This is a genomic window from Siccirubricoccus deserti, assembly GCF_014283215.1.
Classification (GTDB): Bacteria; Pseudomonadota; Alphaproteobacteria; order Acetobacterales; family Acetobacteraceae; genus Siccirubricoccus; species Siccirubricoccus deserti.
Map to the genome: position 1 here is coordinate 1 of NZ_JACOMF010000031.1, position 13,043 is coordinate 13,043.

The window sequence follows — 13,043 nt, forward strand, 5'->3', positions numbered from 1 at the left end:
AATCACCCGCTACATCCGCGACCACAACAGGGCCGCCAGGCCATTCGTCTGGACCAAACCTGCAGATACCATCCTCAGCAAGCTCGCCAGACTTCCTGCACCTTCTGAATGAGTCAGTGCACTAGGTTGATCGCCATTTCGACATAGGCGCGGCCTCCCGTGGCCAGGACGATGTACCCTTCCATCAATACGCACCCCATTGCTAGGCAGACGACAGCATCAAAGCGTTCCTGACGCCACGGTCCGCCCATTTCCCGGTCGAATCCACCTCAGGATGGTTGCAGAGACACGACAATCCTACCCTGCTATCCTGAGACGAGAATGACTTCCCTGTCACTAAGGCCACTCGGGCATGACGCCAAGCCCGTCGCGGGCCACGCCATTTCCTGCCCGCGGCACCGCAGGCCGGCGCGGGTGAAAGCATTCGAGGTTTGGTCCCGCCACCGCATTCGCCAGGCGCCCGGATGTACCTCCAATCCACACTGACCTCCTTCCTCTTGCCGCCGCTGCTGCTGGCGCTGCTGGCGCTGGCCGGCGGGCTGCTCGCTTGGCGCGGCCGGCGCTTTGGTGGCGCGCTGGCCGTCGCGGCCGCGCTGCTGCTGCTGGTCCTGGCCACTCCCCTCTGCGCCGGTCTGCTCTACGCCTCGCTGGAGCGGGAGATTCGCCCGGGCGAGGCGGTTCCCGCCACCACAGCGGTGCCGGGCGCCATCATCATCCTCGCCGGGGAGGCTGCCTGGTCGCGCGACGCCCCCGGCGTCGGCCCGCTGACCCTGGAGCGGATGCGCGCCGGCGCCGCGCTGCACCGCGCCACCGGGCTGCCGCTGCTGGTCTCCGGAGGGCCGCTCGGGCGCGGTGATCCACCGATCGCGGCGCTGATGGCGGCGAGCCTCGCCGCCGATTTCGGCGTCGAGACCCGGTGGCAGGAGGACCGCTCGGCCGACACCCGGCAGAACGCCCTGTTCAGCGCGGCGCTGCTGCGGCGGGAGGGGATCGGCGCCGCCTGGCTGGTCACCCACGCCTGGCACATGCCGCGGTCGCAGGAAGCTTTCACCCGGGCCGGCCTGCCGACCCTCGCCGCCCCGGTGCGGCTCGACCGCCTGCCGCGCTGGGAGGCGCGGGAGTTCATGCCCCGGCCGGACCGGCTAGCCCAGAGCTGGTACGCGCTGCGCGAATGGGCCGGGCGGCTGGTCTATGCGCTGCGCGATGGGGGGACCGCCGCCCCCTGAGCAGGTTCAGCCATCCTTCCAGGGCAGCGCCAGCAGCTTCCGCATGACCGTCGGAAGCGCTGCTTCCGCCGTGGCCAGAGGGCGGGCCTCCAGCCCCTCCGCCGGATCGACCATCGGGACCGTGGCGGTGAACAGCCGCATCTCCAGCTCGAAATGGGTGAAGCCGTGTCGCGCCAGCCCCAGCACCGGGCGCCAGGCCGGGCCCTGAACCGGGGCCAGCGCCAGCGCCTCCGCCGTGCCCCAGGGGGTGTCGCGCCAGGGCGTGCCGGGCAGTTCCAGCATGCCGCCGAGCAGCCCGCGCGGCGGCCGGCGCCGCAGCAGCACCAGCCCGGCCGCGTCGCGCAGCAGGAAATGCGCGCCATGCCGCAGCGGTCGCGCCCGCTTCGGCGATTTGCGCGGCAGCATCGCCTGGATGCCTGCCCGCTGCGCCGCGCAGCCGCCGCGCCAGGGGCAGAGGGCGCAGGCCGGTGACCGCGGCGTGCAGATGGTGGCGCCGAGGTCGAACAGCGCCTGGGCGAAGTCCCCCGGCCGCGCCCGCGCCGCTGGATCCGCCATGAAGCCGGCGGCCAGGGCGGCGAGCCGTGGCTTGATCGCCGGCAGAGGCATCTCCTCCGCGGCGAGGCGCGCCACCACCCGCTCCACATTGCCATCCACCGGCACCACCGGCTCGCCGAAGGCGATGGCGGCGATGGCGGCGGCGGTATAGGCGCCGATTCCGGGCAGCGCCCGCAGCCCCTCGGCGTTTCGGGGAAAGCCGCCCAGCGCCACCACCTGGCGGGCGCAGGCATGCAGGTTGCGGGCCCGGGCGTAGTAGCCGAGCCCGGCCCATTCCTCCATCACCGCCGCCTCCGGCGCTGCCGCCAGCGCCGCGATATCAGGGAAGCGCGCCAGGAAGCGCTCGAACCGCGGCCCGACCGCGGCGACCGTCGTCTGCTGCAGCATGATCTCCGACAGCCAGACCCGGTACGGCTCGGCACGGCCGTCGCTGGTACGGAAGGGCAGCACCCGGCGATGCCGGTCATACCAGTCGAGCAGCGGCGCGGCCTCAGGTAGGATGGCGGCCGGGCCGGGCGGCGGGGCGGCACGCGTCATGCCGGGGCGGTCGGGAACGGGTGGAGCATATGGCGAAGGATAGCCCGGATCGGGGAAATGCCAGCGGTGCCCAGGCGCGCAGCCCCTATGGGCCGCGCCCGCTCGGCCAGCTGATCCCGCCGCTGACCCGGCCGGTGTTCCGCAAGAAGAGCCCCGGCGGCGCCACGCTGATGGCGGATTGGCCGGCGGTGGTCGGCCCAGCGCTGGCCGCAGTGACCACGCCGAAGCGGCTTTCGGCCGGCACGCTGACCGTCGGCTGCGTCGGTCCGGTGGCGATGGAGCTGAGCCATCTGGCGCCGCAGCTTATCGCCCGGATCAATGCCCATCTCGGCCGGGTGACGGTGGAGCGGTTGCGCTTCGTACAGCAGGCCGGCACCGTGCCGGCGGCCGCCCCGCGCCGCCCCCCGGATACGCCGTTGCCGCCGCAGGTCGAGGCCGCGGTCGCCAGCCTGCCGCCGGGCGAGTTGCGCGAAGCGCTGGCAAAGCTGGCGCGAGGCGTCTATCGGAGCCGCGGCTAGTCGCCTGCCGCTGATTCTGCCCGCGATTCTCAGGGGTGGAGGCGGCCGGTCGATGGTTTGCTACTCTGCTGGTCGCACCCGGGCGGATTCGGCGCCCGTACCCACCCACGCCCCCGGCAGCCGGGGGAGAACCCCGGAGGCCGCATGATCCTGCCCCGTCGCTCCCTGCTCGCCGCCACGGCGCTTGCCGCCGGCACCCCGGCCCTGGTCCGGGCCCAGCCCGCCGATCCGCGGCTTGGCGAACGCGGCGTCGGCGCCGCCGATGCGCCGGTGCGGGTGCTGGAATTCTTCTCCCTCACCTGCAGCCATTGCGCTCAATTCCACCGCGACACCTTCCCCCGGGTGAAGGCGGAGATTCTGGACAAGGGCGCCGCCCGGCTGGTCTGGCGCGACTTCCCGCTCGACCGGCTGGCGCTGACTGCCGCCGCCGTCGCCCGTTCCCTCCCCGCCGAGCGCTACGAGGGCTTCATCGGCACGTTGCTGGCCAACCAGGATCGCTGGGCCTTCGGCCGAGGCGAAACGATGAACGCCCTGGCCGGCATGGCGGCGCTGGCCGGCATGTCGCGGACGAAATTCGACGAGGTGGTGGCCGATGAGGCGCTGGCCCGCGGCATCATGGAGCAGCGGTCGGTGGCGGAGCGCGAGTTCAACATCCAGGCGACGCCCAGCTTTTCCTTCCAGGCCACCGGCCGGCCGCCGCGCAACCAGTCCGGCAGTGTCACCTTCGAGCGCTTCCAGGCGCTGGTCGAGGAGGCGAAGCGGGCTTGAGCGAAACGCCGCCCGCAGCGTTGGCCGAGCCGACACCGGAAGAATCGACACCCGCCGGGTCGCCCCCGGCCGGGACGGCGACGGCTGGGTTGAAGGCGGCGGAGCCTGATCAGGCCGAGCCGGCGCCGGAGGGAGAGACGCCTGGGAATGCGCCGCGCCGCCTCGCACCGCGCGCGACCCTGGCCCGGCTGCGCATCGCCGGCTTCAAATCCTTCGCCGAGGCGACAACGGTCGAGGTACTGCCCGGCCTGACCGGCATTGTCGGGCCGAATGGCTGCGGCAAGTCGAACGTGGTCGAGGCGCTGCGCTGGGCGATGGGCGAGACCTCCGCCCGCTCCATGCGCGGCGGCGAGATGGAGGATGTGATCTTCGCCGGCACCGCGACCCGGCCGGGCCGCAACCTCGCCGAGGTCACGCTCTTCCTGGAGGAGGCCGCAGGCCTTGCCCCGCCGCCGCATGCCGACAGCCCCGAACTGGAGATCATTCGCAAGATCGCCCGCGGCGAGGGCTCGGCCTTCCGGGTGAACGGCCGCGAGGTCCGAGCGCGCGATGTGCAGACCATGTTTGCCGATCTCGGCAGCGGCGCCCGCGCCTCCGCCATGGTCAGCCAGGGCCGGGTCGCGGCGATGATCGGCGCCAAGCCGGAGGAGCGCCGGCAGGTACTGGAGGAGGCGGCCGGCATCAGCGGCCTCCGCGCCCGCCGGCACGAGGCGGAGCTGAAGCTGCGCCAGGCCGAGACCAACCTGACCCGGTCGGAGGATCTGCTCGGCCAGATCGATACCCAACGCCAGGGGCTGCAGCGCCAGGTTCGCCAGGCCAATCGCTACCGCAACCTCTCCGGCCTCGTGCGCCAGGCCGAGGCGGAATGGCTGGCGTTGCTGCGCGCCCGGGCGGAGGCCGCGCTGGCCGTGGCCCGCGATGGCTTCAACGCCGCCAGCGCCGCCACCCGCCAGGCCGAGGCCGCCGCCGAAGCGGCGGCGATCCGCAGCTTCGAGGCGGAGAAGGCGCTGACCCCCGGCCCGCACGGGTTGCGCGAGACCGAGGCCCAGGCCCGCACAGCGCTGGAGCGCCGGCGGGTCGAGGCCGAGGGGCTGGAGGCGGAGGAGCAGCGCGCCCGTGCCGCCCTGGAGGCCGCCGAGCAGAGGTTGGCTCAGCTCGACCGCGACCTCACGCATGCCCAGGCGGTGGCGGCCGATGCCGCGGCCGCGGCGAAGCGGCTGGCGGAAGAGGCCGCGGTGCTGGCGGCGGCCGAGGCCAGCCTGCCGGAGCGTCTCGCCGCCGCCGAAGCCACCCTGGCCGAAGCCGCCGATACGGCGCGCGAGGCCGAGCGCACCGCCAATACCGCGACCGAGGAGGCGGCGCAGGTCGCCGCCCGCGCCAATGCCGCCGCCGCCGAACTGGCCGCCACCGGCCAGCGCGCCCGCCGGCTGGCGGAGCAGCGCACGGCCCTGGCGGCCGAGCACGCCGCCAGCCTCGCCGCGCTGGTGCCGCCGGAGCGGCTGGCGGCGGCCCAGGCCGAGGCGGTGGCCGCCGAGGCCAGCCTCGCCGCGGCCCGCGCCACACTTGAGGCGGCCGAAGCCGCCCGCGCCGCCGCCCAGGACACCCACGCCACCGCCCGCCGCGACGCCACTGCTGCCGAGGCCGAGGCCAACCGGCTCGGCGCTGCCCGGGATGAGGCGGCGCTGCGCGCCAGCCGCATCGCCGTCCAGCACGCCAGCCTCACCACCGAGCACGCCGCGGCGACGGCCGAGCTGGTGCCGGTGGAACGCCTCGCCGCCGCCGAACAGGCCGCCCGTGCCGCCGAGGCCACGCTGGCCGAGGCCCGTGCCGCGCTGGAAGCCGCCGAGGCCCGCCGCGCCGCGGCCCAGGAAGCCCATGCCGCCGCCCGCCGCCGCATGGCCGATGCCGAGGCGGTGCGGGAGCGTGCCGCCGCCGAGCACGCCAGCGCCGCCCAGCGCGCCAGCCAGGCCGCGGCGCAGCACGCCCGGCTGGCCGCCGAGCGCGATGCCGCCTGCGCTGCGCTGGTGCCGCCGGAGCAGGTTGCCGCGGCGCAGGCCGAGGCTGCCGGGGCCGAGGCGGCACTGGCCGCCGCGCTCGCCGCAGTCGGTGAGGCCGAGGCTGCTCGCGCCGCCGCCGCCGCTCGCCAGGCCGAGGCCCGCGGTGCCGCCGCCGAGGCCGAGGCCGCCCGCACCCGCGCCGCCGCCGAGGTGCAGGCGCTGACCGAGACCCTGGCCGCCGGAGACCGCGCCGGCAGCAGCGCCCCGCCGGTGCTGGAGGCGGTGGCGGTCCCGCCCGGGCTGGAAGCCGCGCTCGGCGCCGCCCTGGGCGAGGCGCTGGATAGCCCGACCGATGCCGCCGCCGCCCGCCATTGGCGCAGCCTGCCGCCCTTTGCCGCCCCGCCGCCGCTGCCGGCCGGGCTGACCCCGCTTTCCACCCTGGTCGAGGCGCCGGCGGCACTGGCTCGCGCGCTGTCCCAGGTCGGGCTGCTGGAAGACGGCGCCGATGGCGCCGCCGCCCAGGCATTGCTGGCGCCGGGCCAGGCGGCGGTGGCGCGGGATGGCGCGGTCTGGCGCTGGGATGGTCACACCGCTCGCGCCGATGCGCCCAACCCCGGCGCGGTACGCTTGCAGCAGCGCAACCGGCTGCGCGCCGCCGAGGCGCGGCTGGCCGCGGCGACCACCGCCGCCGGCAAGGCACGGACCGAAAGCGGCGAGGCCGCCGCCGCCGAGGCCGCGGCCGTTGCCGCCGAGGCCGCCACCCGCGACGCGCGCCGCACCGCCGAGGCGCGGCTGGCCGGCGCCCGGGCCGAGGCCAGCCGCCTTGCCGCCGCCGCCGCCGAGGCGGAAAGCCGCCTGGGCGCGCTGGAGCCGCAGCTCGAACGCCTCGCCACCGAACAGGCCGAGGCCGCCGCCGCCGCCGAGGCCGCCGCCGCGGCGCTGGCCGGGCTGCCGGACCCCGAGGCGGCGATCGCCGAGTATGATCTGGCGGCACAGGCGGAAACCGAGGCGGCCGCCGCCGAGACCGCCGCCCGCGACACCCGCGCCGAGGCGGAGATGGGGTTGCAGCGCAGCCGCAGCGCCGCCGCCGCCCTGGCCGCCGCCGCCACGCGGGCGGAGAGCCGGGTCCAGGCGCTGGCTCCGCAACTCGCCCGGCTGGCTGCCGAGCGGGCGGCGGCGGAAGCGTCGCTGGCCGAGGCGCAAGCCGCCGAACTGCCCGACCTCGCCGCCCTGGCCGCCGCCGCCGGCGCCGCCCAGGCCGCGGAAGCCGAGGCCCAGGCCGCCGAGGCCGCCGCCCGCACCGCCCGCGCCGCCGCCGAGGCCGCGCTGGTCAGCACGCGGGAGGCGGCCACCTGCCTCGCCGCCGAGGCCGCCCAGGCCAGCAGCCGGGCCGATGCGCTGGCGCCGCAGCTCGAACGCGCCGAGGCTGAGCTGGCCGAGGCCGAGGCGGCGCATTCCCGTGCCGAGGCCGCCCAGGCAGCGCTGCCCGACCTCGCTGCCATCCGCGCCGGGGTGGATGCCGCCCGCGCCGCCCTCTCCGCTGCCCGCGCCGCCGAGGGCAGCGCCCTCGAAGCCCTGGCCGGGCTAAGGGCGGAGCGGGAGCGGAATGCCGGCCGCCGCGCCACCCTGGCCGCTGAGCAGGCGGATTGGGACAGCCGCAGCGCCGATGCCGCCAGCCGCTTGGCCGACCTCCGCACCCGCCAGGCCGAGGCCGCCGCCGCCCGCGAGGCGCTGGCTGAGGCGCCCGAGGCCGCCGCCGCCCGCCGCCGTCAGGCCGGCAGCGGGCTGGCCGAGGTCGAGGCCGCGCATGCCATCGCGGCCGCCGCCCTGGCCGCCGCCGAGGCCGAGCTGCGGGCGGCGACCGAGGCGCGGCGCCAGGCCGATGCCGCCTTCGCCGCTGCCCGCGAGGCCCAGCTTCGCGCCGAGGGCGCCGCCGAGCAGGCTACGGTGGCGGCCGAGGCGGTGGAGGCGCGGGTGGCGGAACGGCTGGGCGAGGGTGCCGCCCTGCCGCCGCCGGAGGAGCTGTCCGATGCTGCCGAGGACAAGGCCCGCCGCAAGCTGGAACGCCTGACCCGCGAGCGGGAGGAGATGGGGCCGGTCAACCTCCGCGCCGAGGTCGAGATGGCGGAGATCGAGGCGCGCATCGGCCAGATCACCACCGAGCGGGAGGAGATCGGCAGCGCCATTGCCAAGCTGCGCGGCTCCATTGGCCATCTGAACCGGGAGGGGCGGGAGCGGCTGCGGGAGGTGTTCACCCGGGTGGATACCGAATTCCGTGGCTTGTTCAGCCGGCTGTTCGGCGGCGGCCGGGCGCATCTGGCCCTGGTCGGCAGCGACGATCCGCTGGAGGCGGGGCTTGAGATCTATGCCGAGCCGCCGGGCAAGAAGCTCTCGGCGCTGTCGCTGCTCTCCGGCGGCGAGCAGGCGCTGACCGCGCTGTCGCTGATCTTCGCGGTGTTCCGCTGCCAGCCGGCGCCGGTCTGCGTGCTGGACGAGGTGGATGCGCCGCTCGACGACGCCAATGTGGAGCGGCTCTGCGACCTGCTGGTCGGCATGGCGGAGGAAGGCGGCACCCGCTTCCTGATCGTCACCCACCACCCGCTGACCATGGCGCGGATGCACCGGCTGTACGGCGTGACGATGCAGGAACGCGGCGTCAGCCGGCTGCTGAGCGTCGATCTCGGGCGGGCGGTGGAACTGGCGGAAGGGCCGGTGGCCGCGGCGCGGTAGGTGCCTCCATCCCCTACCGGTTCGCCGCCCGCGACACGCGCGTGACCACTTCGCCCAGCCGGATGAAGAAGGTGAGTTCGGGGCCGAGCTGGAAAAGGATGGTGTCGTCGTCGGTGGCGCCCATCTGGCGTTCGGCGAGGTCGGCCAGCTGCGCCGCCGTCTCCGCGAAAACCTGGTAGAGTTCTCGCAGGTTGGCGATCGGCGGGCGTCGCAACCGCTGGGCCGCGAAGGCCAGGGATTGCGACTCGGCCTGCCGCAGGTTGAGGGTCGCGACGGGCCGGTTCTGCTGCTCGGGGATGACGACCTCCCGCATGGCCGCACTGGCCTGCCGCAACGCGGTGGAGGCGGCGGACAGCCGTTCACGGCCCGCACCGGGTTCGCGCAACTCGCGGGCGCGGAGCGCCGCGAGGATGCTCTCCAGCCCTTCCAGGGCGCGGGCGCTGGCGCGGCTGGATTGCAGTTCTGCCGCCGGCGAGCCGAAGATGTTGCCAAATTCGCTGGCCTCGGCGCGCGCGGCAGGAATCGTCATCAGGAGCAGGGCGGCCAGGATCCGTATTCTCATGGGCACCACCTCCGTCGCATTTCCTCCTGGTCCGCACCCAGCTGGTCGGCAGCGCGCAGGCGATCCCAACCCTGCGCCACAAGCGGCTTCTGCACGAAGGCACAGAAATCGCGGCGGAAAGAGGCGACGAATTGCGGCGAGAGGCCGTCCGCCTCGCTCTGCCGGAAGACCGACACATAGAAATTGAACATCTTCCAGAGGTTCTCGAGCACCGCACTGTCGTTCTCCGGCAGGACGCCGGCCTGCATGGCGGCGCGGAACCTCTCATCTGCACGCACCTTGTCGACCAGTTCGCGTGCATCCTTCTGAACCTGATAGGTATTCGAGGCTCGCAGCGCCTGCGCGGTGCTCTGCAGTTGCTGTATGGTCAGAGCAAATCCACCAATTCCGACAACAAGGCCCAGGAGTGCAGTCGTGGAGCCGATCTGGTCGTGATGGTCTTTGAGAAATCTCCACACCCTGCCCATTCCGGTAGCTTAACACCCGAACATTGCTGAATGTCGAGCGGAATGGCGGTGAAGGAGACACGGATCTTATTCGGATCAGCGAACGGAATTCTTGCGGGATTGTTGCGGATTCCCTGCGCCACGGAAAGGCCACGCGCATGCGCCGCGCCGCAGGCCGCTTCGCTGCGGTGCGGTCACGGATTTTCGCTTGATCTCGGGCGCTCTCCGGCGGTTGCTGTGGCATGCCCTTCCGACTCTTCGAGCGCCTTGTCGACCCGGTCGCCGCCCCGGGCACCCGTGCCGCCCGCCTGTTCGGCACGCCGGTGCCGGACGCCCCGCCGCCGCGGACGCTCGCCGGCTTCTATTGGCACTTCATCACCCAGGCGAAGGCGCTGTTCGCCGCGCTGTTCTTCGCCGGGCTGGCCGTGGCGCTGCTCGACGCCGCCATCCCGGTGATGATCGGCCGGCTGGTCTCGCTGCTGGGGAGCTACCCGCCGGATACGCTCTGGGCCGAGGCCTGGCCGAGCCTGCTAGGCATGGGCGCCATCCTGCTGTTCGGCCGGCCGCTGGCGATCGCGACGCAGAACCTGATTACCCAGCAGGGGATCAACGGCAACGTCACCTCGATGATCCGCTGGCAGAGCCATTGGCAGGTGGTGCGCCAGGGGCTGCCCTTCTTCCAGGAGGATTTCTCCGGCCGCATCGCCAACCGGGTGATGCAGGCCGGGCCGGCGCTGCGGGAAACCGTGGTGCAGGTGGTCAATGCGGTCTGGTACATCCTGGTCTACGGCACCGCGGCGCTCGGGCTGCTGGCCAGCGCCGACTGGCGGCTGGCGCTGCCGATCGCGGTCTGGTTCCTGCTGTACGCCGCGCTGCTGCGGGTGCTGGTGCCGCGGATGCGCGACCGCTCACGCGAGGCTAGCGCCCAGCGCAGCCTGCTGACCGGCCGGATCGTCGACAGCTACACCAACATCCAGACGGTGAAGCTGTTCGCCCGGGCGGAGCAGGAGGATGCCTTCGTCCGGGAGGGGCTGCTGGGGCTGAATGCCGCCTTCCTGCGGCAGATGCGCCTCGTCACCCTGAACGGCTTCCTGCTGAGCACGCTGAACGCCAGCATGCTGACGGCGACCGGCGCGATGGCGATCTTCCTCTGGACCCGGGGCGAGATCGGCCTCGGCGTGGTGGCGACGGCGCTGCCCATGGCCTGGCAGATCGCCAATATCTCCGGCTGGGTCGCCTTCAACGTGACCGCGATCTTCGAGAACCTCGGCGTGGTGCAGGAGGCGATGGGCAGCATCGCTGTGCCGCCCACCGCCCCCGACCCGCCCGGCGCGGTGCCGCTGCGCGTCAACCGCGGCGAGATCCGCTTCGAGCGGGTGCGCTTCGGCTACGGCCGCGACACCGGCGTGCTGCAGGACCTTAACCTGCGGGTGGCGCCGGGCGAGCGGGTCGGGCTGGTCGGCCATTCCGGGGCCGGCAAATCCACCCTGGTGAACCTGCTGCTCGGCTTTTTCCGGCCGGAGGCGGGGCGGATCCTGGTGGATGGCCAGGACATCGCCGGGGTCACCCAGGAAAGCCTGCGCGCCGCCATCGGCGTGGTCACCCAGGACACTGCCCTGCTGCACCGCTCGATCCGGGAGAACATCCGCTACGGCCGGCCGGAGGCCGATATGGCGGAGGTCGAGGCGGCGGCCGCCCGCGCCGCCGCCGATGGCTTCATCGGGACGCTGGAGGACTGGCGCGGCCGGGCCGGCTATGATGCGCATGTCGGGGAGCGCGGGGTGAAGCTTTCGGGCGGCCAGCGGCAGCGGATCGCCATCGCCCGGGTGCTGCTGAAGGATGCGCCGATCCTGGTGCTGGACGAGGCGACCAGTGCCCTCGACAGCGAGGTGGAGGCGGTGATCCAGGACCAGCTGGCCGAGCTGATGGCCGGCAAGACGGTGATCGCGATCGCCCACCGGCTGTCGACCATCGCCCGCATGGACCGGCTGGTGGTGCTTGACCACGGCCGGATCGTCGAGGAAGGCACGCATGAGGATCTGCTGCGCCGCGGCGGCGTCTATGCCAGGCTATGGCGACAGCAGAGCGGCGCCTTCGAGGATGCCTGAGGCGGCGGAATCTGCCGCCCTGGCGCATTCCGCCGCCGCCGCTTGCTTGACACTCCGCGGGAGGGGCCTTACCAGCCCGTTGCCTTCCGACGGGAACCGACGGAGGAGCGAGGGTGAGCGAGCGTGACGGCTTCGAGCAACGTCTCCGGGAAGCCCGGACCCGCCAGGGTCTGGACAAGCCGAGCGGGGATGGGAAGGGAAGCCTATCGACTGGTCCTTGGGGGATCGGATTCCGCGCAGGCGTGGAGGTGGTGTCGGCCCTGGTGGTCGGTGTCGTCATCGGCCTGATGCTGGACCGGTGGCTCGGGACGAAACCCTGGCTCTTCCTGTTGTTCTTCGTGGCGGGCGCCGCTGCCGGGATACTGAACGTCTACCGCTTGTTCGCCCCGGGACGTGGCCGGAAAATTTGACGCGTTCGACGCGGGAGAGGCTGCCGTGGCCGCTGAGGGGAAAGCTATCGACGCGCTGAGCCAGTTCGAGCTCGCGCCCTTCCTTGGCGCGCTTGGGGAATCGGTGCGATTCAGCCAGTCCAACGCACATATGCTGCTGGCGATCGGGCTGATCACCGGGCTGATGGTCTGGGGCATGAGGCACCGGGCCGTGGTGCCGGGCCGGCTGCAGGCGCTGGCCGAATCCGGCTATGAGTTCGTGCATGACATGGTGTCCGCGCAGGTGGGCGAGGAGGGCAAGCGCTACTTCCCCTTCGTCTTCTCGCTGTTCATGTTCATCCTGTTCGGCAACCTGCTGGGCATGCTGCCCTACGCCTTCACCTTCACCAGCCACATCGCGGTCACCTTCGCGCTGGCGGCGCTGGTCTTCGTGGTGGTGACGATCGTCGCGCTGGCGATCCACGGCACGCATTTCTTCAGCTACTTCTTCCCGGAAGGGGCACCCAAGCTGCTGGCGCCGGTGATCATCCCGATCGAGATCATCTCCTACCTCTCGCGGCCGCTCAGCCTCTCGGTCCGTCTCTTCGCCAACATGGTCGCCGGCCACGTGATGCTGAAGGTGTTCGCCACCTTCGTGGTCCTGCTGGGCGGCCTTGGCGTGATCGGCCCCTTTGTCGCCGTGCTGCCCCTGGCGCTCAATATCGCTCTGGTTGGATTCGAACTCCTAGTGGCCTTCCTTCAGGCCTATGTGTTCGCCATCCTGACCAGCATCTACCTGCACGACGCGGTGCACCTGCACTGACCCGCCATGTGACCGGGGTTCAGGGCAAAGCGTTCGGACAGACACCGACACCAGTAGACGGACAGAAGGACTAGAGGCATGGAAGTCGCCGCTGCGAAGGCCCTTGGGGCTGGTATCGCCGTGATCGCGCTGTTTGGCGTGGGTCTCGGGATCGGCAATATCTTCTCCTCGCTGATCACCAGCGTGGCCCGCAATCCGGCCGCCCGTGACGCCGTCTTCCCGATCGGCATTCTGGGCTTCGCGCTGACCGAGGCGGTCGCGCTCTTCGCCCTGCTGATCGCCTTCCTCATCCTCTTCACCTGAGTATGGCCCCGGGGCGCCGCTTGGCGCCCTGACCGGCATGCGCAGCGGGTGGTGCTATGCCGCGGCCGGTTTGGCTGGCCGCGCTCCTCGCACCGCTAGGGA

The 13,043-nt window shown here is 72.9% G+C and carries 11 protein-coding genes; 8 read left to right on the forward strand and 3 right to left on the reverse strand.

Going from position 1 to position 13,043, the window contains the following annotated elements:
* Window positions 1-464: 464 nt before the first annotated feature.
* Window positions 465-1,226 (forward strand): YdcF family protein, encoded by a 762-nt coding sequence (locus H7965_RS19860; protein WP_186772333.1) that lies wholly within the window; start codon window positions 465-467, stop codon window positions 1,224-1,226.
* A gap of 6 nt (window positions 1,227-1,232) precedes the next feature.
* On the opposite strand, the gene H7965_RS19865 is transcribed toward H7965_RS19860, so the two are convergent.
* A complete protein-coding gene (locus tag H7965_RS19865) occupies window positions 1,233-2,318 on the reverse strand; it encodes an A/G-specific adenine glycosylase (protein WP_186772334.1) in 1,086 nt (361 codons plus the stop codon).
* Between the two features lie 29 nt (window positions 2,319-2,347).
* Between H7965_RS19865 and H7965_RS19870 the strand changes: the two genes are divergently transcribed.
* From H7965_RS19870 to H7965_RS19880, 3 genes are all read left to right on the forward strand, one after another.
* Window positions 2,348-2,836, forward strand: a complete 489-nt coding sequence (locus H7965_RS19870) for a DUF721 domain-containing protein (RefSeq protein ID WP_186772335.1) — start codon at window positions 2,348-2,350, stop codon at window positions 2,834-2,836.
* A gap of 144 nt (window positions 2,837-2,980) precedes the next feature.
* Window positions 2,981-3,604, forward strand: coding sequence for a thioredoxin domain-containing protein (locus H7965_RS19875; protein ID WP_186772336.1), 624 nt, complete (start codon window positions 2,981-2,983; stop codon window positions 3,602-3,604).
* Window positions 3,601-8,331 (forward strand): AAA family ATPase, encoded by a 4,731-nt coding sequence (locus H7965_RS19880; RefSeq protein WP_229682718.1) that lies wholly within the window; start codon window positions 3,601-3,603, stop codon window positions 8,329-8,331. The genes H7965_RS19875 and H7965_RS19880 overlap by 4 nt, the downstream gene beginning before the upstream one ends.
* 13 nt (window positions 8,332-8,344) lie before the next feature.
* Here H7965_RS19880 and H7965_RS19885 read toward each other — a convergent pair whose 3' ends face one another.
* Both H7965_RS19885 and H7965_RS19890 read right to left on the reverse strand, forming a co-directional pair.
* Window positions 8,345-8,902, reverse strand: coding sequence for a hypothetical protein (locus tag H7965_RS19885; RefSeq protein WP_186772337.1), 558 nt, complete (start codon window positions 8,900-8,902; stop codon window positions 8,345-8,347).
* Entirely contained in the window at window positions 8,890-9,351 is a 462-nt protein-coding gene (locus H7965_RS19890) for a hypothetical protein (RefSeq protein WP_186772338.1), read from the reverse strand. The genes H7965_RS19885 and H7965_RS19890 overlap by 13 nt, the downstream gene beginning before the upstream one ends.
* A gap of 230 nt (window positions 9,352-9,581) precedes the next feature.
* Here H7965_RS19890 and H7965_RS19895 point away from each other — a divergent pair, with 230 nt between their 5' ends.
* The 4 genes from H7965_RS19895 (at window position 9,582) to H7965_RS19910 (ending at window position 12,941) form a co-directional block, all read left to right on the forward strand.
* On the forward strand, window positions 9,582-11,447 hold the full coding sequence (locus H7965_RS19895; RefSeq protein ID WP_186772339.1) for an ABC transporter ATP-binding protein: 1,866 nt from the start codon (window positions 9,582-9,584) through the stop codon (window positions 11,445-11,447).
* A 113-nt stretch (window positions 11,448-11,560) separates the two neighbouring features.
* Window positions 11,561-11,857 carry an AtpZ/AtpI family protein gene (locus H7965_RS19900; RefSeq protein WP_186772340.1) on the forward strand — a complete coding sequence of 99 codons (297 nt, stop codon included), beginning with the start codon at window positions 11,561-11,563 and terminating at the stop codon, window positions 11,855-11,857.
* Between the two features lie 25 nt (window positions 11,858-11,882).
* A complete protein-coding gene (locus H7965_RS19905; RefSeq protein ID WP_186772341.1) occupies window positions 11,883-12,638 on the forward strand; it encodes a F0F1 ATP synthase subunit A in 756 nt (251 codons plus the stop codon).
* Between the two features lie 78 nt (window positions 12,639-12,716).
* Entirely contained in the window at window positions 12,717-12,941 is a 225-nt protein-coding gene (locus H7965_RS19910; protein WP_043338292.1) for an ATP synthase subunit C family protein, read from the forward strand.
* Window positions 12,942-13,043: the final 102 nt, after the last annotated feature.

What these genes read in the sequence shown, in the direction of transcription:
- H7965_RS19875 (WP_186772336.1), top strand. Translation starts at nt 2,981, where the DNA reads ATGATCCTGCCCCGTCGCTCCCTGCTCGCCGCCACGGCGCTTGCCGCC.
- H7965_RS19895 (WP_186772339.1), top strand. Translation starts at nt 9,582, where the DNA reads ATGCCCTTCCGACTCTTCGAGCGCCTTGTCGACCCGGTCGCCGCCCCG.
- H7965_RS19910 (WP_043338292.1), top strand. Translation starts at nt 12,717, where the DNA reads ATGGAAGTCGCCGCTGCGAAGGCCCTTGGGGCTGGTATCGCCGTGATC.
- H7965_RS19860 (WP_186772333.1), top strand. Translation starts at nt 465, where the DNA reads ATGTACCTCCAATCCACACTGACCTCCTTCCTCTTGCCGCCGCTGCTG.
- H7965_RS19870 (WP_186772335.1), top strand. Translation starts at nt 2,348, where the DNA reads ATGGCGAAGGATAGCCCGGATCGGGGAAATGCCAGCGGTGCCCAGGCG.
- H7965_RS19865 (WP_186772334.1), bottom strand. Translation starts at nt 2,318, where the DNA reads ATGACGCGTGCCGCCCCGCCGCCCGGCCCGGCCGCCATCCTACCTGAG.